The organism is Rhizobium sp. WW_1, from assembly GCF_003610155.1.
GTDB lineage: Bacteria > Pseudomonadota > Alphaproteobacteria > Rhizobiales > Rhizobiaceae > Rhizobium > Rhizobium tropici_A.
Genome location: NZ_RAIN01000005.1, coordinates 349,939 through 370,538 on the forward strand (window position 1 = coordinate 349,939; position 20,600 = coordinate 370,538).

20 protein-coding genes are annotated in these 20,600 nt (G+C 59.9%); 8 read left to right on the plus strand and 12 right to left on the minus strand.

The window, feature by feature from the left end:
* Nucleotides 1-113: 113 nt before the first annotated feature.
* The 8 genes from BJ928_RS17350 to BJ928_RS17385 all read right to left on the minus strand — a co-directional run bounded on the left by BJ928_RS17350 (nucleotide 114) and on the right by BJ928_RS17385 (nucleotide 8,383).
* A complete protein-coding gene (locus tag BJ928_RS17350; protein WP_082011840.1) occupies nucleotides 114-1,430 on the minus strand; it encodes an ROK family transcriptional regulator in 1,317 nt (438 codons plus the stop codon).
* An 11-nt stretch (nucleotides 1,431-1,441) separates the two neighbouring features.
* The gene (gene ugpC, locus BJ928_RS17355) at nucleotides 1,442-2,575 is read right to left on the minus strand and encodes a sn-glycerol-3-phosphate ABC transporter ATP-binding protein UgpC (RefSeq protein ID WP_052227644.1); all 1,134 of its coding nucleotides are present in this window, start codon (nucleotides 2,573-2,575) and stop codon (nucleotides 1,442-1,444) included.
* Nucleotides 2,576-2,605: 30 nt separating this feature from the next.
* On the minus strand, nucleotides 2,606-3,427 hold the full coding sequence (locus tag BJ928_RS17360) for a carbohydrate ABC transporter permease (protein ID WP_120296589.1): 822 nt from the start codon (nucleotides 3,425-3,427) through the stop codon (nucleotides 2,606-2,608).
* A gap of 8 nt (nucleotides 3,428-3,435) precedes the next feature.
* Nucleotides 3,436-4,335: a sugar ABC transporter permease gene (locus BJ928_RS17365; RefSeq protein ID WP_047631189.1), complete on the minus strand. Its 900-nt coding sequence runs from the start codon at nucleotides 4,333-4,335 to the stop codon at nucleotides 3,436-3,438.
* A complete protein-coding gene (locus BJ928_RS17370; protein WP_197070126.1) occupies nucleotides 4,332-5,318 on the minus strand; it encodes an ROK family protein in 987 nt (328 codons plus the stop codon). The genes BJ928_RS17365 and BJ928_RS17370 overlap by 4 nt, the downstream gene beginning before the upstream one ends.
* Nucleotides 5,315-6,109, minus strand: coding sequence for a 6-phosphogluconolactonase (locus BJ928_RS17375; protein ID WP_047631187.1), 795 nt, complete (start codon nucleotides 6,107-6,109; stop codon nucleotides 5,315-5,317). The genes BJ928_RS17370 and BJ928_RS17375 overlap by 4 nt, the downstream gene beginning before the upstream one ends.
* Nucleotides 6,110-6,155: 46 nt before the next feature.
* Nucleotides 6,156-7,028 (minus strand): sugar phosphate isomerase/epimerase, encoded by an 873-nt coding sequence (locus BJ928_RS17380; protein WP_047631185.1) that lies wholly within the window; start codon nucleotides 7,026-7,028, stop codon nucleotides 6,156-6,158.
* Between the two features lie 77 nt (nucleotides 7,029-7,105).
* Nucleotides 7,106-8,383 carry an ABC transporter substrate-binding protein gene (locus BJ928_RS17385; protein ID WP_052227643.1) on the minus strand — a complete coding sequence of 426 codons (1,278 nt, stop codon included), beginning with the start codon at nucleotides 8,381-8,383 and terminating at the stop codon, nucleotides 7,106-7,108.
* Between the two features lie 201 nt (nucleotides 8,384-8,584).
* Between BJ928_RS17385 and BJ928_RS17390 the strand changes: the two genes are divergently transcribed.
* Complete coding sequence (locus tag BJ928_RS17390; RefSeq protein WP_047631183.1) at nucleotides 8,585-9,685, plus strand: Gfo/Idh/MocA family oxidoreductase; 1,101 nt, start codon at nucleotides 8,585-8,587, stop codon at nucleotides 9,683-9,685.
* 195 nt (nucleotides 9,686-9,880) lie between these two features.
* Here the strand turns inward: BJ928_RS17390 and BJ928_RS17395 are convergent, their stop codons facing one another.
* Nucleotides 9,881-10,921, minus strand: coding sequence for a LacI family DNA-binding transcriptional regulator (locus BJ928_RS17395; RefSeq protein ID WP_047631181.1), 1,041 nt, complete (start codon nucleotides 10,919-10,921; stop codon nucleotides 9,881-9,883).
* Nucleotides 10,922-11,074: 153 nt separating this feature from the next.
* Here BJ928_RS17395 and BJ928_RS17400 point away from each other — a divergent pair, with 153 nt between their 5' ends.
* From BJ928_RS17400 to BJ928_RS17430, 7 genes are all read left to right on the plus strand, one after another.
* Nucleotides 11,075-11,836, plus strand: coding sequence for a sugar phosphate isomerase/epimerase (locus BJ928_RS17400; RefSeq protein WP_047631179.1), 762 nt, complete (start codon nucleotides 11,075-11,077; stop codon nucleotides 11,834-11,836).
* A gap of 59 nt (nucleotides 11,837-11,895) precedes the next feature.
* Nucleotides 11,896-13,191, plus strand: a complete 1,296-nt coding sequence (locus tag BJ928_RS17405) for an extracellular solute-binding protein (protein ID WP_047631177.1) — start codon at nucleotides 11,896-11,898, stop codon at nucleotides 13,189-13,191.
* 37 nt (nucleotides 13,192-13,228) lie between these two features.
* Nucleotides 13,229-14,125 (plus strand): sugar ABC transporter permease, encoded by an 897-nt coding sequence (locus BJ928_RS17410; protein ID WP_245432388.1) that lies wholly within the window; start codon nucleotides 13,229-13,231, stop codon nucleotides 14,123-14,125.
* Nucleotides 14,126-14,134: 9 nt separating this feature from the next.
* Complete coding sequence (locus BJ928_RS17415; protein ID WP_047631176.1) at nucleotides 14,135-14,980, plus strand: carbohydrate ABC transporter permease; 846 nt, start codon at nucleotides 14,135-14,137, stop codon at nucleotides 14,978-14,980.
* A 21-nt stretch (nucleotides 14,981-15,001) separates the two neighbouring features.
* Complete coding sequence (locus BJ928_RS17420; protein ID WP_047631174.1) at nucleotides 15,002-15,442, plus strand: gluconate 2-dehydrogenase subunit 3 family protein; 441 nt, start codon at nucleotides 15,002-15,004, stop codon at nucleotides 15,440-15,442.
* Nucleotides 15,439-17,088 (plus strand): GMC family oxidoreductase, encoded by a 1,650-nt coding sequence (locus BJ928_RS17425; protein WP_047631171.1) that lies wholly within the window; start codon nucleotides 15,439-15,441, stop codon nucleotides 17,086-17,088. The genes BJ928_RS17420 and BJ928_RS17425 overlap by 4 nt, the downstream gene beginning before the upstream one ends.
* 172 nt (nucleotides 17,089-17,260) lie before the next feature.
* Entirely contained in the window at nucleotides 17,261-18,172 is a 912-nt protein-coding gene (locus BJ928_RS17430; RefSeq protein WP_245432390.1) for a biopolymer transporter Tol, read from the plus strand.
* Nucleotides 18,173-18,191: 19 nt separating this feature from the next.
* On the opposite strand, the gene BJ928_RS17435 is transcribed toward BJ928_RS17430, so the two are convergent.
* From BJ928_RS17435 to BJ928_RS17445, 3 genes are all read right to left on the minus strand, one after another.
* A complete protein-coding gene (locus tag BJ928_RS17435; RefSeq protein WP_047631169.1) occupies nucleotides 18,192-19,217 on the minus strand; it encodes a LacI family DNA-binding transcriptional regulator in 1,026 nt (341 codons plus the stop codon).
* Nucleotides 19,218-19,233: 16 nt separating this feature from the next.
* Nucleotides 19,234-19,674, minus strand: coding sequence for a VOC family protein (locus BJ928_RS17440; protein WP_047631167.1), 441 nt, complete (start codon nucleotides 19,672-19,674; stop codon nucleotides 19,234-19,236).
* Between the two features lie 97 nt (nucleotides 19,675-19,771).
* Nucleotides 19,772-20,578: an aldo/keto reductase gene (locus tag BJ928_RS17445; RefSeq protein ID WP_047631166.1), complete on the minus strand. Its 807-nt coding sequence runs from the start codon at nucleotides 20,576-20,578 to the stop codon at nucleotides 19,772-19,774.
* Nucleotides 20,579-20,600: the final 22 nt, after the last annotated feature.

Sequence of the window (20,600 nt, forward strand, 5' to 3'; positions counted from 1 at the left end):
GTCAAGCCGTTGGCCGAGCAAATCGTGGACATGCGGGAGGCGAGGCCTCCCGCATGTCTAATCGCGGAGCATGCCATGCCGGGACAGCGGGTGAGTTTTGCCGCAAGGCGGGGTCAGTCCGTGGCGTTTGACTGTTCGAAGGGGCGCTTGTTGTCACCGAGCTGGCGAATATAGAGATGCCGGAAATTCGGGTTGGTATTGATGAAAATGGGAAGACTGGCGGCCCCGATCACGGGGGCGTCATCCGTTATCTGACCGATCACAAGACGCGGCCAGCGCCTGTCCTTGCGCTCGCTCAAAGAGCGATGCAGCGGATATGCCCGCTCCACCAAGGCAGCGATGATCGATGGCGGTAGTGAGCCGCCGACCGTGATGAATTCGGGATCGATCGTGCTCTCGAGTATGGCGGTCAGGAAGCGCAAACACAGGCCGGCTTCCTCCATCCAGGCGGACAGGCGCGGGTCGCGCTGGCTGTGCAAGTCTGCGAGAATTGAAACATCGGCAACCGCTGCATCGGCCTCCTCGCTGCTCCAGTCGAGCGCATTCGCAATGCCGTTCAGCGAGAGAATGGAATCGACGATGATCGGCTCGTCACCATTGCGGGCGCGACTGGGCAGAAAAGGCAGGAGGCCCAACTCGCCGGCGTTGCCCCAGGCGCCCTTCAGGGGCATGCTGTCGACGATGACGCCGGCGCCGACGCCGTAGCCGATATAGAGATGGGCGAAATTGCGCTTGTCCCTGTCACTGCGGGCAAAGTGCTCGCCGATGGCGGCGGCGGTTGCGTCATTTTCGACGAGCACCGTTAGCCCGCAAAGGTCGTTCAGGCGCTGGGCCACCGGGACGCTTGCCCAGGCATCCCATCCGGCCTGCTTGGTGGCAAAGTCATAGATGTCGTCGTCGAGCGTCGGCAGAACCAGGCCGATGCTCCAGATCTTTTCGCGCGGAATCGCGGCCTCCTCGATCAGCTCATCGGCAAGCCGGGCAATGTGCTGCAAGGTTGAATCAGGATCGCGGGTGTCGCCGGTCCAGATCTTTCGGCCGATGACCTCAAGGAGCAGGTTGCAGGCGACCATGACCACACGATTGCGATCGAGATGGATACCGATGGAGAAGCCGGCGGTCGGGTTGGGACCGAGATAGATTTGCGGCTGGCCGCGCTGGCCCTGCGAACGACCGGTCTCGATGATGAAGTGCTGGTCCAGCAATTCACGGGTGATGCCTGATACGGTCTGCGGTGTCAGTCCGACCCGCTTGGCGATATCGACGCGGCTGAGCGGTCCGGACTGATACAGGGCTTCGAAGATGAGCCGGCGGTTGAATATGCGGGAATGTTCGAGATTGGTACCGGTGACGTCGGGCAGCCTTTGCCGGCCACCCGCAAGCTTGGTGAGCTTGGTCGCTTTCGACTCTGTCTTTGGCGTATCGCTCATTCCGTTTCCATTCAGCGCGCCCGGAATTCGTGGCCGAGAATGCCGTAGGCCGGGCTCGAGCGCCGACCGAGCATGGCCTGTCCGGCATCGTTGAAAAGATGAACAGCCGCCACCGGTGCTTCCGCCACGAAACGGTCGCCCGCCTTGCAGAAAATATCGCCCGGGTAGCGAACGGTCAGCATCTGTCCATCGGCCAGTCGCATGTAGATGATGCTCGTCTCGCCCAAATGTTCAACAAGGTCAACCGTTCCCTCGATCTTCATCGACTGACCCTCGCCGGGAATCCAGTGTTCCGGCCGAATGCCGATGGTAATCGGCGCACCGGCTGCAATAGCAGGCCCGGAATAGGGGATATTGACCTGCTGCTCGCCGACCGAAAGGCGCAGAGCACCATTGCCGAGCGAAATCACGCGCGCCTGGATCAGGTTCATGGCCGGAGATCCGATGAAGCCGGCGACGAACAGGTTTGCAGGTGCATGATAGAGGTCGAGCGGGGTTCCCACCTGCTCGACGCGGCCACCGTTGAGCACGACGATCTTGTCGGCCAGTGTCATTGCCTCGACCTGGTCATGCGTCACATAGATCATCGTTGCACCGAGTTCACGATGCAGCTTGGCGATTTCGATGCGAGTGTTGACGCGCAGTGCGGCATCGAGATTCGACAAGGGTTCGTCGAACAGGAAGATCTTGGGTTGGCGAACAATGGCGCGACCGATCGCGACGCGTTGGCGCTGGCCGCCGGAAAGGGCGCCGGGCTTTCGGTCGAGAACGGCGTCGAGCTTCAGGATCGAGGCTGCCTTGCGCACACGGCGGTCGATCTCGTCCTTGGGGATTTTTGCGAATTTCAGGCCGAAGGCCATGTTTCGGTAGACATCCATATGCGGATAGAGCGCGTAGGACTGGAACACCATGGCGATCTGCCGGTCTGCGGGCGCAACGTGGTTCACGATATCGCCGCCGATGCGAATATCGCCGCCGCTGATTTCCTCAAGCCCGGCGATTGCCCGAAGCAGGGTGGACTTGCCGCAGCCGGACGGGCCGACGAAGACGACCAGTTCGCCATCTTCGATCGTAAGGTCGATCCCGTGCAGCACCGTCAGGGCGCCGAAGGCCTTGCGCACATTGGTCAGGGACAGGTCAGCCATCGGTGTTTCTTTCCTTGAAAGCAATAGGCATCATTTTACCGCTCCCGCTGTCAGGCCGGAGACGATGCGGCGCTGGAAGATCAGCACCAGCAGGATGAGGGGAACGGTGACGATGACGGAGGCCGCCATGATCGTTCCGAACGGAAGCTCGAAGCGGCTCGACCCTGAAATCAGCGCCAGGCCGACGGGAACGGTGCGGACCGTATCGCTGAGCGTAAAGGTGAGGGCGAAGAGGAACTCGTTCCACGAGGCGATGAAGGCAAGCAGGCCCGTACTGGCAAGTGCCGGCGCCAAAAGCGGAAAGTAGATCTGCCAGATCATCGCCCAGGTCGAGCAACCGTCCATCCGCGCAGCATCTTCGAGTTCGGCCGGAATCTGCCGGATGAAGCTTGTCATCACCCAGACGGTGAAGGGCAGGCTGAAGATCATATAGGAGAGAACGAGACTGCCGAGGCTGTTATAGAGCCCGAGCCAGCGGATCGTTCCGAAGAGACCCGAAAGAACGACGATCTGCGGAAACATCGAGGCGCCGAGAATAGCAGCCAGAACGACGCCGCGACCGCGAAATTTCAGCTTTCCAAGGGCGTAAGCCGAAGTGATCGCGAAGATCAGCGAGAGCGTGACGACCGAGACGGCCACGATCGCCGAATTCAGGATGTTGCGCAGGAAGTTGCCGTTGGTCAGAAGGTCACGATAGTTCGTAAGATCGATCGGTGGAAAAAAGTCGACCGAGAAGAGAGCTGATCCGGTCTTGAACGACGATACGATCGCCCAATAGAAGGGGAATACCGTATAGAACACGACGATGATCTTCAGCAGGGTCAGTATGATGGCTTTGGTAAGGCGCTTCATGGACATCCTCACTCGCTGATCAATCGGATCTTGGTGAGCTGGATATAGACGGCCGCCACCAGCGAAATCATTACGAAGACCAGCATAGCCACTGCCGAGCCGTAGCCTACATCCTGGAAGTCGACGAGTTGTTGGCGGGCGTAGATCGATATGGTCGCGGTTTCGCGGCTCTTCGAACTGAGAACGTATGCAAGATCGAACATGCGCACGGCGTCGAGCAGGCGAAAGAGAATGGCAACGGCAAGGGTCGGCCATAGCAAGGGCAGGGTGATGTAGAAGAACTGTGCCCAGCCAGGCGCGCCATCGACCTTGGCGGCCTCATAGAGATCGCGGGGGATAATCTGCAAGCCGGCGAGTATCAGGAGCACCATGAAGGGTGTCGTCTGCCAGACGTCGACTGCAATGATTGCCGCCATGGCCGTTCCGGTTCCGGCCGTCCATGCAATTCCGTGGGCGATGAGACCGAGCTTGATCAGCAGAGCGTTGACGACGCCATACTGGTCGTGAAGCATCCACTGCCACATTTGCGCAGAGACCACGGTCGGGATCGCCCAGGGGATCAGCATGACGGCGCGCAATGCGCCGCGGCCCTTGAGCTGACTGTCGATGAGGAGGGCGATGCCGACGCCAGCGAGAGTTTCAAGTGTTACAGACGTCGCCGAGAAAAAGGCGCTGTTGCGCACCGCATGCCACCAGTCGCCGTCTTTCATCAGCGCCAGATAGTTGCGAAAGCCGATGAACCGCGGCAAGTCGCCTGCATCCAGCGTGGCGTGCATGAAGGAGAGGTAGGCGGTGCGGGCAAGCGGCCAGGCGGTGACGGTTGCAAGCACGATCAGCATCGGAGCAAGCAGTAGCCATGGTTCGATACGTTTGATCCAGCCGGATTGAATAGTTGTCTGCGACGTCATGCCGTGGCCTTGATCGTTTGCCGGCCATTGCCGGGTGGTTTTGCCAGTGCGGCTCCGACGACGCCGGCGCTCTCGCCGAGCGCTGCGACGAGAAGCGGGATGGACCTGCAACTCTCTGCAAAGATGTTTTCGCGCATGTGCTGTTCCAGTTTCTCGCGATAGCGGCCGGTCGAGCAGCCCAGTCCGCCGCCGAGAATGACCACTTCGGGGTCGATCACGTTGACCATCTGCGCTATCAGCCGGCCGGTCACTTCCGCAGCCTCGTCGATCACGCGCATGCCGATGAGGTCTCCGCCAGCGCTTAGCGTTTCCAGCGAGCGCACGCCGTCCTTGGGGAGCGCTCCACTGCGCCGTGCAAAGGAAAGCTGCATGCCTTTGCCGGAGGCAAAGTCTTCGGCATTTGCAACCGTCAAGCCGGTGTCATCGTCCTTGGGGAGCGCCAGAGCGGAGCTGGCGAAATGGATCGCAAAGCCGTTGGCGCCCGACCACGGTTTCCCGTCGATGACAAGCGAATAACTCATGCCCGTGCCGAGGGACATATAGATGAAGCTGCGATGCTGAGTGCCGGCGCCGAACCGGGCCTCCGCATGGGCGGCCGCGCGTACATCGCTGTCAACCATCGCCGGAAGACGGGCCATGTCCTCGATCTGCGTTCTGATGCTCTCGATCGAGAAATTCCAGTTGCTGCAGACGCGACCCTCTAGATCGACAAGTTCCGGGACGACGATGCCGACCGATGCGGGCGCTTTGCCTTCGCTGTTGGCGAGGGCTTGGATCTCGGCGGCGATCTCGGCCACATCGTTGATGATAGCGGCGGGGCCTGCAGCGACGGGAGTGGGTTTGCGTCGAAGATGCGTGACGGCACCCGTCTCGATGTCGACTAGGCCGGCCGCGATCTTGGTGCCGCCAAGATCGATGCCGATACGGTAGCCTCCTTTGCTTGAAGAGGCGATCCCGGGATCTTCTTGGGGTGCGCCCATCATGCCCGGCCTGCTGCTGCCGTATCGAGAAGGATGCGAACCTGTTTGCAGCGATGGATGATGGTCGCCGGCCATTGCGGATCGAAGCGATCGCTTTGCGTCAGGCGCTTCGCAGCCTCTCGCTTGTGGGCGCCATGGATGACCATCGCGACGGCCTTCGACAGATTGGCGATGGTGCCAAGGCCGACCGTCAGGCCGTGATGCGGCACGGCGTCAAGGGATGGGAAGTTGGGGAAAGTGCCCAGATTGTCGCGGCGCGTCTCTTCTGCAAGCTTGACGATGCAGCTTGGCCCGTCAGCCGGGCTTCCGGGTGGGTTGAAGGCGACATGGCCGTCGGTCGCGCCGGATGCGAGGATGAAGAGGTCGACGCCGCCGGCCGCTGTGATGCGATCGTCATAGGCACCGGGATTTGCCGCATCCGGAAACCAGACATGGTCCTCGGGTATCTGATGCGCAGTCTCGACGCCTGCGTTCAGCCTTTGACGTATCTCGTATTCCGCAAAGCGGCGGCAACTATTATGGGCGTCGGGCGGGCAGAGCCCGAGGCCGTCATCGCCGCCGCCGAGATACTCGTCCATCATGACCAACACGAGGTTGGACAGGTTGAGATTACCGGCCTTAGCCTTGTCCGCCATGGCGTCGTAGATCGGCTTTGGCGAGCGGCCGCTCGGGCAGCCCAGAAGAAATTGTCTGCCTCCGGCATGCGCCGCGGCAATCGCCTTCAAGATGTCGTTGGCGAGCACATCGCCGATTTCGGCCGGGTTGCTCAGGATTTCAGCGCAATGTGCGGACAATGTTTCCTCCAAACAGATCAAGCGGGTCGTGGCCCGTGGCTCGGCCTTACAGACCGAGCGTCCTCAGATAGTCGCGATTGTGCTTGGCAATGGGATAGGGCTTTTCCGGCGGGCAGGGATACATGTCCTGCTCGACGACGGCAAAGCCGTCATAGCGGCGCGCCTCGAGGAACTTCACCACTTTTGCGAAGTCGATGACGCCCTTGTCGAGTTCGCACATGACGCCCATCTGGAAGGCATCCATGAAGGGAATGTTCTCGTCCGTGATGCGCTTGCGCAGCGTGCCGTCCATATTCTTGAAGTGATAGTAGGGAATGCGATCGGCGTGTCTTTCCATGAAGGCGAGCGGGTCGGCGCCCGTATAGATGTGATGGCCGAGGTCGAAGCACAATCCGACATGGTCGGGCTTCGTATCAGCGAGAAGCCGTTCGATTTCCGCTTCCGTCTCGATGCAGGTGCCGACATGAGGATGAAAGACGAACTTCATGCCATATTGTTCGACGACACGTTTGGCGGTCGCGCTAACAATCGCGATCATCCGCGCCCACGCCTGGTCATCAAGCAGCCGGTCGCCCGGTGCGGCATAGGACTCGGATTCGTCCATCAGGACGAACCATTCCGCGCCCGCCGCCTTCAGAAGCGCGCAGATCGGCCCGACGCGGGCAGCAAGCGTTTCGGCGGAATCGGCAAGTGAAAGCGGATGCACGACGCCCGTGCCGCAGAGCTTGATGTCGCGACGGCCAAGCTCGGAAAGCAGCGTTTCAGGATCGGTCGGTAGATAGCCCCATGGCCCGAGTTCGGTCCAGCCGTAGCCGGCTTTCTGCACTTCGTCGAGATAGCGTTCCCATCCGACCTGCTTCTCGTCCTTCGGATACCAGACGCCCCAGGAGTCGGGTGCAGTCGCCACTTTGATCGTCATTGTCTTGTCACCTAATATTCGGGATAAAGGGGTCCGCACCGCCTCGTCACGGGTGCGGACCTCCTGGTCTGAAAGCGTTACCAACCGCCGCGCGACTTCAGCGCATCGAGCTTGGATGCCAGGTCATCAATGGCCGTATCGCTCGTCGCCGGGGTTGCTAGGGCGGAGTGAATGTTGTTGGAAATCTCCGTCGAAACGCGGGGATAGTCACTGCCGGTGACACTGGTCGGCCGGGTCACGACGTTTTCGAAGGCCGCCTTGGCGGTCGTCAGGAACGGAATGGCCTTCAGGACGTCGGCGTCGGAAAACAGCGACGAGATGCTGGGAATATAGGAGCCGGCGATGGCCCGGCGCTTTTCTTCCTTCTCTCCGGCAAGGTAAGCGACGAGTGCGGCGGCTTCCTTCGGATGGGTCGAATACTTCGACACACCGAGATAGGCAGCCCCGTCGATACCGACATGCTGGCCCTTTGCGCCCTTCGGCAGGGGAGCCACGCCGACCTTGTCCTTGATGGCGCTGTCGGTGCCATTGGCAAGCGACCAAGCGTAGGCCCAGTTGCGCATGAAGACGGCATCGCCGTTCTGGAAGACGCCGCGCGAGCCCTCTTCGTCATAGTTGAGAACGCCGGCGGGGGAGATCGTTCCGGCCCAACCGGCCGCCGTCTTCAGCATTTCCTTGGCTTCGGGCGTATCGATGGTGATCTTGCCATCGGCATCGATGAAGGTGCCGGCGCCGCTGCTGGCGAACCATTCGGTGGCGTTGCAGACGAGGCCCTCATAGGCGCGGCCCTGCCAGACATAACCCCACATTTTGTCGTTGCCGGCCTTGCGTTCACCGTCCTGGACGAGTTGCGCCGTCGTCGTCAGATCGGCCCAGGTTTCGGGAACCTTGGCGCCATACTTGTCGAGCAGGTCCTTGCGGTAAAAGAGGAGGCCCGTATCCATGTACCATGGTGTCGCGACGAATTTGCCGCCAACAGTGCCTGCGGCGACCGCCGAGGGGAAAAACTTGTCAATCGTGCCTGCCGGCAGTGCGTCCTTGAGATCGAGCAGATGGCTTTTCAGCGGCCCGACCCAGACGCCGTCGAGGATCATGACGTCGACATCGGTCGACTGGGCCGAAAGCAGCTGCTGGTAGAGCGACAACACGTCGTCCCAGTTGGCTGGCATGGTCGTGATCTTGACAGTGTTGCCGCTTTCCTTGGCCCAGGCTTCCGAACCTTCCTTGCAAAGTTGCAGTTCGATGCCGGACGACGAGCAGAAGATGTTGATGGTTTCGGCTTGCGAAATAGCCGGGTAGGCGGCCGTAAAGCCGAGAGCGGCGAAACTGAATGCGAATACCTTGCCTATGGTCATAACGTACTCCCCTTTTATTAAATCCATATTGTGGATCATAATATCGAGGTCACGGCATCTGTAAATGGAATATTTCATCGTTTTACAAAAAAAGATCGAACGTTCATTCTATTTTGGCCTTGAGCAAGTGCTTTTCATTAGATAATTAAATGCGCATATCGAATTTAATTGGCGCCGGCAGCGCGAGCAGAGGAGTGGAACATGCGATTGAGAGTTGGCTTGGTTGGACTGGGGGAAGTGGCGCAACTGATGCACATCCCGACGCTGCACAAATTGCGCGAGCAGTTCGAACTGGCCGCCGTGCACGACGTTTCGCCTTCAGTGCTGCAAGAGGTGGCCGATCACTGGCAAGTTGCCAAGCGTTATGACACGGCGACCGCGCTCCTTGCCGATCCTGCGATCGATGCTGTCTTGATCCTCAGCCCCGATCAGCATCACGGCGAACAGGCAAGAGCGGCGATCGCCGCCGGCAAGCATGTCTTCATCGAAAAGCCCGCCTGCCTCACCGCATCAGACCTTGATGAGCTTGTCGCCGCTGAAGCCGCATCCGACCGCGTGGTTATGATCGGTTACATGCGCCGCTTCGCTCCGGCGTTCATGGCGGCAAAACAGGAGCTTCAAAACTTTGAGGCGATTTCCTATGTCCGCGTCCGCGACGTGATTTGTGAGGGGCCGTGGTTCTTCAACCAGACTGACAAGGTCGTCACGCCGAAAGGCGATATACCGGCTGACCTGATCGATCAGAGCCGGGCGCTTCGCAAAGCCATGATGGACGCCATGTGCGGGCCCGATTCGCCTGCGATCATCAGGCGTGGCTATGAGGTGATGACCGGGTTGTGCTCGCACTCGCTGTCGGCCATGCGGGATCTTCTCGGAGGCTCGCCGACGCGAGTGATCGGAGCACAATTGTCGCAGAATGGCGAACAACTGACTGCGATGTTCGACTATGGCAGTTTCACCGCCATCTATGAATGCCTCATTGACGACATTGCCCGTTTCGACGCCGGCATTGAGGTATTCTCGAAAAACAAGCGTCTGCACTTCCGCTACAATACGCCGTATCTGCGCAATCTGCCCATGACGCTGGAGGTGCAGGAAAGCACCGCAGACAGCAATCTTGTCCGCACTCTTGGCCCATTCCACAAGGATGCGTTCCAGATCGAGCTCGAGGCTTTCCATGCCTGCGTTGCCAGCGGTGCTCCGAACCGCACGCCACCGTCGGACTCGAAAAGAGATATTGAGCTCTTCTCCAAGATTCTGGCGAGCGCGCGGTCAAATTTGGCCGAAACCAGCTCCAGATAGTCTCTGGTCTAACATCAATACGGAAAGCGTAGGCGCCGGAGATCGTTCCGGCGTCTGCCGTTAACCGGCACCGAGAAATACGCGGCGTTGTTCCTATCGGCCTGTTTGACGGCACTGCATGGCAATAGGGTTGTTCTGCCATGGGGTAGCGGTCGAATGCCGTCAAACTCGATGCGACCAAGCAGGCCGCAACTGCTAATGCCGCAAACTGCTTGCCCGGATGACAAGCTCGTGGGCTAAAATTGTATTGTCATTGCCGGCATTGTCCTCAATGAGGGCTCTCAGTTTCCGCACGGACTGTTCGGCCATGTCGCGGCGTGGGAGGCGGATCGTCGTCAGTGGTGGGTCCATGACGGCCGAGAAGCTGAGGTCGTCGAAGCCGGCGACGGCTATGTCCTGGGGGATGCGCAAGCCGTGTTCCTTGAGGGCGGCAATCAGACCATAGGCGGATTCGTCGTTTGAGCAGAAAATGGCGTCCGGTAGCACGGACCGGCTGGTGATCTCGTCGGCCGCCTTTCGTCCGTCATTCATCGTGAACCCGGACTGGATGTAGAAATCGGGGAGGTTGGAGAGCCCGTGATCGGCGAGCGCCTTTTCCCAGCCTCGCCGGCGGGCAATCGCCATAATTTCCTTTGGCGGTCCACCGAGATGCGCGATGCGCTTGAAGCCCTGCTTTGCAAGGTGATCCACGACATCATAGGCCGCCTTCACCTCATCGATCTGCACTGCGGTAATGCCGGTAAGATCGGGCGTGGGGCTCAATGTTCGTACGATCGGCAGGCGCTGGCCGGCGGCAATGCGCTCGAGAAGGCGGGGAGGGCAATAGCTGGCCGTCAGAAGAACGCCGTCGATGCTTCCCGCCAGCAACTCGTCGACATAGCGATCGGAGCGACCCGGATCGATGGCGGTATGGGCGATCATGATGTCATAGCCGCAATCATAGGCCGCGCGATCGATATGCATGAGAAGGTCGGGAAAATTCGGGTTTGCAAGGTTCGGAATAAGCACCAGAATGACCTTGCTGCGTTTCAGCCGCAATGATCGCGCGTGGCGATTGACCGCATATCCCGCCTCCTTGGCCGCCTGGGCAACCCTCTGTCTTGTTTCCTCTGGGATCGGCGGGAGGCCGGCCAATGCGCGGCTGACGGTCGAGGTGGAGACGCCGGCGATACGCGCGATGTCCGCCATCGTCGGGATGCGGTTTTCAGGAGCAGGTGTCGGCTTTCGTTTCGCCATTGGGCCTCTTCAAACAGGAGCGGGTCGTTCACATCCAATAAATATGCGATCTCACTCTTGCACGCAATCGATTGCGCTGCTAGCTTCGCGCAATCGATTGCGTAAGTATCGGCAAAGTGGAGGAGACTTTGCCGGACGGGCTGGGAGGGCCGTATGTCGACGTCGACACTTTCAATACAGCTTTATTCGCTTCGGCATCTGGGCGGACTCGATCAGCAGCTTGATGCGGCCGTGCGGGCCGGCTTTACCAACGTTGAGACCATCGGCAGCCATCTCGATGAACCAAGGGCCCTGAAGGCTGCTCTGACAAGTCGCGGCTTGGTCGCGCCGAGCGGTCATATCGGCCTGCCGGCCCTTCGCGGCGAATTGGAGCGCGTCGCGGATGCCGCCGCCGAGGCCGGTATTGCACAACTCTTCATGCCGGCCCTGCCGCCGGAGGAGCGCAACGGCGATACCGATGCCTGGCGCCGTGTCGGCGCCGAACTCGGCGAAATGGCCGTTCGCCTGAAAGCGCGTGACATATCGCTCGGCTATCACAACCATCATTGGGAACTTGCGCGTTTCAGCGACGGCTCCCGTCCGCTCGACTGTCTCTTTACAGGCGCTGCCGGCAGCCCGCTCGTCTGGCAGGCCGATGTCGCATGGCTTGCCCGGGGCGGCGATGATCCGAAGGCGTGGCTCGAAAAATATGCAGGCCTCCTCGTCTCTGCCCATGTGAAGGATCAAGCCCCGGCGGGGCGGAATGAAGACGAGGACGGCTGGTGCGATGTCGGTTCCGGCATCCTCGATTGGCCTGATCTGTGGGCCTTTGCCAGTGCTCGCGGTGCCCGCCTGATGGTCGTCGAGCATGACAATCCCAAGGACCCGGCGGGCTTTGCCGCCAGAAGCTTCTCCTATCTTCAGACGATCCGATAGTCCGATCGTCCGGCATCAGTGCAGATCGATTTCGTTCAACAAGGGGGGAGGAACCACAGATGAACGGCAAGTCGGGTAGCATGACAATGAATCGCCGATCGTTCCTCGGAGCGTCGGCTGCGGCCCTGGCTGCAAGTGCTGCAGGCAAGGTATTTGCGGCAGATGAAACTCTCACGTTCTGGGACATGGTCTGGGGAACGGGTGCCACTTACACCGCTGCTGCCAAGGAGCTTGCGGGCAAGTATACGCCTGAAGGCGGCGCGCTTGGCGTTCGTTACCAGTCGATACCCTGGGCAAACTGGTATCAGACCTTCACCTCGGCGGCTGCGTCGGGAACGACGCCGGCGGTCAGCTCCGGCGCGGCCTTCCTGCCGTTTTATTTTCTCGAGCAGGGAGTGGCCATTGCGGCCGACAACCTGATCGGCAAGCTCGACAAGGACGGCAAGAACGACTTTCTGCCGGGCCTGCTGCCTGCCATGAAGACGGATGGCGGTTATGCCGGCGTTCCCTGGTCGATGGATCTCCGCGTCATCTGGTATCGCAAATCGCTGCTGGAAAAGGCCGGCGTCGAGCCGCCGACCGATTGGGACGGCTACATCAAGGCTGGTGAAGCCCTGAAGAAAATCGGCCATATCGGCCTCGGCCTTGCAGCCGGCAGCACGACGACCGATGCGCAGCATACCGTTGCAGCCCTGATGATCAACAATGGCGGCGGCTTCTTTGCGCCAGATGGTTCTTTGAATTGCGTCAGCGATCGCAACATCGAGACCCTCGATTTCATCAACGAGCTCGTGCGCAAGGGCATCATCGATCCCTATGCTGCAAGCTACACCTCGGACAATCTCGCAAGCGACTGGAAATCCGGGCGCGTCGCCATGGGTTTCGGGCAGACCGGCCTCGACAAGACGTTGCCGCAAGAGATCAAGTCCGATGCTGTAGTCGCGCATCCGGTAAAGGCTCGCCACGGCGATCTCGGCACCGTCTATTACATCAACTCGCTCTGGATGTTCACGACGACGCCTTCGCAGGAATCGTCGGAGGCCTTCCTGGCCTGGTATCTCGACAATATGCATGTCTACTGGACGAGCGGGGTTGCGATCGACGTGCCGGTCAAAAAGAGCATCGCCGATCTGCCCATCATCCAGAGCAACCCCAACCTGGTTCTTTCTATCAACGAATGGCAGCCGGTCGGCAAGACGATCGGCGCTCAGGCGCCGCATGCCTTTGCCGCGCTGAATGCCGTCGATGGCGGTGCCGCCAGTGCCGCCTTCGTGCAGCAGATCATCCAGGGAAAGACGAAGTCTAAGGACATTCTGGAAACCCTGGAGGCTTCCCTGCGAAAGGTCGTGCAATAACATGGCCGAGGCGCATGCGATATCGGAGGGACGACGGTTGACGAGGACATCGGCGGCTTCACGCGCCGGTGCGCAGACGGGGCGCAAGGCGACCATGATCGGCCTTGCCATGCCGTCGATCCTGCTGATGGCGTTGATCAACGCTTATCCGCTGGGGTTTGCCCTCGTGCAATCCGTTCACAATGGTGGTCTGCTGCGCCTCGGTAAGTTCATCGGCTTCAGGAATTATCTCAACGTCCTGACGGACCCAGCCTTCTGGTCGGCTGCGTCCTTCACGTTGCTGTTCACTATTTGCGGCGTGTTCGGCAGCTGGTTGATCGGTTTCGGCCTGGCAATCCTCCTGAAGCCGCAATTTCCTGGGCGAAACCTGTTCAAGGTGCTTCTGCTGTTGCCGTGGATCGTGCCGATCGTCGTCACCTCCATGAGCTGGAACTGGCTGGTCGCAACCCCCGGCAGCCTTTTGCCGCAACTGGCCGAAACACTGGGCTTCGGGCAGATCCTCTTTCTCGCCGATCCGACTATGGCGATGATCACGGTCTGTCTGTTCAAGATATGGATCAGCTATCCCTTCATGATGATGATGGGAGCGGCGGCGCTCGAGAGCATAGACAACAGTGTTTATGAAGCCGCAACGCTCGACGGTGCAAATTCGCGCCAGCAGATCCGCTACATCGTTTTGCCGATGACTGCCCGATCCACCTATATCAGCTGGATACTGATGACGATGTTTTCGGTCAACGACTTTGCGACGATCTATCTTCTGACTGGCGGCGGCCCGGTAAACGCCACGACCTCGCTGATCGTGCTCGCCTATCGCTCGGTCTTCCAGGATTTCCTGCCCGGTTACGGTGTTGCGATTTCCTTCATGATGACGATCGTTCTGGTCGCTCTCTCGCTCCTGCTGTTTCGGCAGGTGCGCAAAGCCAAGTTCTAGGAGGCTCTCATGGCGGTAAAGGCAGTGACCGCGAGCACGACCGTCGGCATCGGCAAATCGGCCGGCTGGACACGCACGATCGTGCTTGCATTGGTAACGCTCATCGCCTTGAGCCCGATCCTGGTGATCTTCGGCCTTGCCTTGCGGCCACGCCTTTACTCCGACGTCACCGGACCGACGCTCGAGACATTTGTCTATGTCATTCGGAATACTGATATTCTGGTATGGTTGAAGAACAGCCTTATCGTATCCGTCATCGCCTCCTGCCTGGCGCTATTTGTTGCAGCACCTGCCGGTTATGTGCTGTCGCGCGCCCGCGGCGGTGCCGTCTCGCTCTATTCGATGCTGATCTTCATCATCCAGAGCTTTCCGATCGTCGTCTTCATCATCCCGCTCTTCATCATGCTGTCGCGGCTAGGGCTTGTCGATACACTGGCAGGCGTTTCGATCATCTATGTCGCCTCGAGCGTGTCGGTCGCCTGCTGGATGATGGCCGCCTATTTCGACGGCATACCGACGGATCTCGAAGAGGCAGCCTGGATCGACGGCTGCAGCATGTTCGGCGCATTTTTACGTATCGTGCTCCCTAATTCGCTGCCCGGCATTCTGTCGACGGCGATCTACGGCTTTCTCGTCGCCTGGAACGACTATCTGGTCGCACTCGTCTTTTTGCGCACGGACAGTCGCTTCACTTTGCCTGTCGGCCTGCAGACATTCTTCCAGCAAAACCAGACCGATTGGGGGCCTGTCATGGCCTGCGCCGTGATCATGCTTGCGCCCCCAGTCATCATCTTTGCCTTGCTCAATCGCTTTTTCAGTATCGGTGGCATCGGCGGCTCGCTCGCCGGCCGATGATATGATCTCAAGAGGCTTCCCATGTCAGATGCCAAGAACCGCGCGTTCAGGCTCGAAACCTTTCGGGCCGTGCTCGATCGCATCATTCCGGCGGATGATTATCCCGGTGCGCTCGATAACGGCGTAGACTCCTTCATTCTTTCGCTGTGGGATGCCGGTCTCGTTGCCGATTGCGAGGCGATCGATCAAGGCCTCTTGGATCTCGACGCGCAGACGTCGGGCCGCTTTTCGATGTTGTCGTCCGAAAGCCAGGACCTCCTCCTTGCGGAGCACAAGGAGGAAACCTGGTTTAGCATACTCTGCGAACTGGCTGCGGAGGGGTTTTATGCCGACCCTGCAAACGGCGCCAATCCGGACGCGATTTCATGGAGAATGATCGGCTATCGCCCGGGCTTGCCCGAGGGGCCAAGCGGTCCTTGCGAGAATCCACAGGATGCCGTGCGCGGGAGGTTACGGGCATGAAGATCGACTATGATGCGATTATCGTGGGCGCAGGCGCCGCCGGCAATATCGCAGCCGGCGTGCTGGCCGAGGCCGGCAAGCGCATCCTGCTCATCGAGCGCGGCAAAAGTCGGACCTATGCCGAAGACGGTCATCGCGATCATCTTCGAAATCATCGGTTGCAGGCTTACGGCTTCAATACCGGGCCGGAGATCGACGGCAATCCGCGCGTGTTCATCGATCAGCAGGGCAGGCGGCACGTCATCAAGCCGCACCAGGATAATTATCACGTCAATGCGGCTGTTGTCGGCGGCGGGACCTTCGTCTACGGCGGGCTTGCCTGGCGCTTCCACCCAAAGGATTTTCTTATGGCGTCGACCTATGGGCGGCCGGAAGGGTCCTCGCTGGTCGATTGGCCCATTTCCTACGACGATCTGGAACTCTGGTATGGGAAGGCCGAGCATGAGATAGGCGTTTCGGGTGATGGCAGCGGCGACCGCAATTCGGGTCCGCGCGGCCGCGACTATCCGATGCCGCCGGTAGCAGATAACCCAACGAGCGCCCATCTCAGAGCTGGCGCCAGTGCGCTCGGCCTCTCGACGTTTACGCCGCCGCTTCTCGTCAATACCGTGCCGCGCGCCGGACGAGGGGCCTGCATCCACTGCGGCTCATGCGTCGGGTTTCCCTGCCCGAGCAACGGCAAGAACGGCACGCAGAACACCATGCTGCCACGCGCGCTGGCGACGGGGCATTGCGATCTCCTGATCGAGACGGTCGTGGAGAAGGTCGCGACCGACGATCGGGGTAACGTCATAGGCGTCGATATTCTTGAGGCGGATGGGGCAGGGCAGTTCAAGTCCCGCCGCATTTGCTCAAGCATGGTTATCCTCTCGGCCGGGGCGATCGAGACGGCGAGACTGATGCTATTGACACGCACCAACCGCGAGCCGAACGGGCTCGGCAACAATCACGATCAGGTCGGCCGCAATCTGCAAGGGCATTATTATCCGACTGTCTTCGGGCTATTCGAAGAGCCTGTTCAAGACAGCAAGGGCCCAGGCGTCACGATTGCGACTACAGACTATAATCACGGCAATGATGGCGTCATTGGCGGCGCCATGCTGGCCGATGATTTCGTCATGCTGCCGATCATTCTTTGGAAGTCCGGCTTGCCGGACGACCTGCCGCGGTACGGGCTGTCGGCAAAGCACTTCATGCGGGATAACTTCACGCGCATCGCTCAGATCAAGGGGCCCGTTCACGAAATACCGAGTGCCGATTGTCGCGTTCGCCTCGATCCGGAAATCCGCGACAAATATGGGCGCTCCGTCGCTCAATTGTCGGGAACGACGCATGGCGAAACCGTTCGAACCGCGGACTATATCCTTGAGAAAGCCGATGCCTGGATGCGGGCATCGGGTGCGGTGCGGACATGGGGCAAGAGGCAGACGCTCCGCCTTTCGGCGGGTCAGCACCAGGCAGGCACCTGCCGTATGGGGGAGGCGCCGCAGACCTCGGTGACCGACAGCTTCGGCAAGGTCTGGGGCCACGACAATCTCTATGTGTGCGATGCCTCACTGCATCCGACCAATGGTGGCTATAACCCTGTTTTGACGGTCATGGCGTTGGCTTTTCGAAACGCGGAGCGGATCGGCAACCTTCTCTGATGGGGAATAGGTGCGGCAGGCTCGGTCATGAACGGCAACTCGCCGATCGTGGCTTAGCGCGATGTGAGGCTTTCGGCCCATGCATCGAAATCCATGCAATTTCGAGGTTGTTGACAGGAACGGGATCGCATAAGCTGTTTGTATTATCGTTAATCCAAGTGGAGGAGAGACCATGCCGTCCATGCGCCCGGGGCCGGAAACCCGACGCTTATTGCCCCGCCAAATCAGCGAACTTGTCGTCTTCGACATGGCTACATCGACGGCGCGCGTGATTTATGAAACCGGCGAGCTTATCGAAGCACCCAACTGGTCGCCCGATGGCAAGTGGCTGATCTACAATGGTGACGGCCGCCTCTTCCGCATCTCTCCGGATGGTCAGGATGGCCCGCATCGGGTCAATACGGCACCGGTCGAAAACCTGAACAACGACCATGTCGTATCGCCGGACGGGCGTTCCTTCTTCGTCAGCGCCAATGACGGTCATCTCTATCAAGTGCCTTTCGAGGGCGGTGCGCCGCGTCGCGTCTCCAACGAGCATGAAGCCTCGCGCAGCTTCAAATATTACCTGCATGGCATTTCTCCCGATGGCGCGACGCTTGCCTATATCGGGCTGGAGCGCCGCGAGGGCGGCGGCATATTCACGCGCGTTTGCACTATTCCTTCAGCAGGCGGTGATGACGTTTTCCTGACCGATGGCGCATGCCCTGTCGATGGGTCCGAATTCTCGCCGGATGGGAAATGGATCTATTTCAATTCCGAAGCCGCCGCGACGCAGGCCGGTCATGCCCAGGCTTTCCGCATGCGCCTGGATGGCTCCGGGCTCGAGCAACTCACGCATGACCAGCGGGTCAACTGGTTCCCGCATCCGGCACCCAATGGGCGGGATCTCGTCTATCTGAGCTATCCGGTGGGAACGCTGGGCCACCCTGCGGACAAGGATGTCATCCTTCGGCTCATGTCCGCGGCAGGCGGCAAGGCGCGTGATCTCGATGCGTTCAACGGCGGCCAGGGCACGATCAACGTGAATTCCTGGGCGCCGGATTCAAGCGCTTTCGCCTATATCCGCTACCCGGCGGCGGGTTGAAGAGGCTTGCCGGCATAGCCTAGGTGCGAAGGGTCGAATTCGAGCTTTGGCGTATCAGGAGATCCGGCTCGATCAGCGTGACGCGCGGCGGCGGCAGATCCGCTTCCGCGCTGATCAGATCGACGACGCGTTCGACGGCCATGGCTGATACACGCTCGACATTATAGTCGACCGTCGAGATTGGCGTGACCGCATATTCACCGAACTCGATATTGTCGAAGCCCATCAGTGCCACGTCATCGGGGACGCGAATGCGGTTGCGGGCGCAATATCGCAAGACGCCCAATGCCAGTGAATCATTCGTCGCGAAGATTGCTGACGCGCCGAGCCGTTGGCTGAAGATCGTATCTGCAGCCCAGTAGCCATGCGCGACCGAGTGTCCGCTCGGCTTGATGAACAACGCTGTATCGATGTCCGCACCCGCATCTCGGTATGCCTGCATGTAGCCTTCGAGCTTTTCCGAGTTGCCGAGCTTCGTGCCGCCATCGATGATTGCGACGCGGCGGTGGCCGCCGCTCAACAGGTGGCTGACTGCCTTATAAGCTCCCATCCGCTCATCCATGCAGACGGCATCGATACCCGCATCGGGATCGCCGACCAGCAGAACGACTGGATAATTGCGCGCCCGCAGCTTACGGATATGATCCAGGCGGCGATGGCTACAGGGAAAGACCAGCATGCCATCGGCCCGCCGCGCCCGAAAGGTCTCGATCATCTTCTCCTCGACGGCGATGTCATTGTTCGACGTCGCAAAGAGGGTCGTGTAGCCGCGTTTGGAGAGCTCGCCTTCAACAGCCTGCGCCACGGCCGTCAGCACGGGATTGGAAAGGTCGGTCAGGATCAACCCGATTGACCGGGTTTCCCGGCGCACCAGCGACGTGGCGACATAGTTGGGCAAATAGTTCAGCTCGCGCGCCACATCCGCGATCAGGGCGCGGGTTTCGGGCGGAATTCGCGAGCTGCCCCGCAAAGCCAGCGACACGGTGTTCACAGAAAATCCCGTCTTGTCGGCGATGTCCTTCAAGCGCGCCGCAGGCTTTGCCATGCAAATTCGACTCCTGTCACACCGTCTGTTGCTTCAGAGCGGCGATGGCTCTGTATTGCAGGCAATCCGGTGCCATTTCCATCAATTCGATCCTGTTGCCGTCAGGATCTTCAATCCACGCGCCACGATTCCCGTCAAGCCCGGACTTGAGCGGTGAGGTGAGCGCAATTCCCGCCTTTTCCAGCTTTGCCGCCGCAATATCGAGATTGTCAATCGTCAGGCAGAGATGATTGGTGCCGTTGGCATTCGGCCCGGGGGCACGATCGCCCTCGGCGCCGGGAAAGAGTTCAAGAAACTGGAGATCGGTGATGCGCAGATAGACGATCCACGGCGTCCCGTCATCGCGCACTAGCCTGTGCATTTCTCTGAGGCCGAGGCGGTCGCGATAAAAATCAAGCGACGCATCGAGATCCTTGACCTTGATGGCGAGATGACCGAGGCCGGTAATATGATCCATGACATAGCTCCAAGGTGTTGTTTTGACGACAATATTTCAAGGTAGAAAGCAACGCCCCGCTGTCCCCTCTTGGACGGCAGGTCTGGTGGAGAATGGGTTAGTCCCAAAGCGGTGCGCCGGGCGGATCGATGGCCCGGGAACTTTGCGGCAGGGCATCGATCGCCTTGAGGTCGGCGACGGCCAGCTTGAGTGTCCGGGCCTGCCAGTTCGAGTGAATGCGCTCCGGCTTCGATGAGGTCGGAATGGCGGCATAACCCTTGGAAAGTTCGTAGGCGAGGGCGATCTGTTCGACCGTTGCCCCATGCCGCGCGGCAACCGTCCGCATCTGCTCGACATCTCCCATTCGGCCCTGCGCGACCGGTTGGTAGCATGTCACGAGAATGTTGTGCTCCGTGCAATAGTCGGCAATTTTACGATTCTGGAACAAGGGGTTGAGTTCGATCTGGTTGGTGGCGACGACGCCCTTGCCGAGAATGGCCTCGGCCCTCTCCAGGAGAGCGATGGTAAAGTTCGAGACGCCGATCATGCGGGTCAGACCCACTTCCTGCGCTTCGGCGATCTGCTCGAGATAGACTTCCGGCTCGATGCGGTCATAGGGCGGCGGCCAGTGGATCAGGGTCAGGTCGACCTGCTGAACGCCAATGGTTGCCAAGCTTTGCCGCAAGGATGGCAACAGTTTTCCGGGATCGAGATTGTCCACCTTGATCTTCGTCGTGACGAAGATCTCCTCTCGCTTCAGTCCGCTTTGCCGCATCGCCTCGCCGACGCTGGCTTCGGTGCCGTAGGACTGTGCGGTGTCCAAATGGCGATAGCCCGTTTCGAGCGCGTAGAGAATTGCCGCGACGCCATCGGCGCCCGTTCGCCCCCATGTTCCAAAGCCCAGCCGTGGAATCGAATCCGTCATGATGTCTCCTCCAAAAGACTCC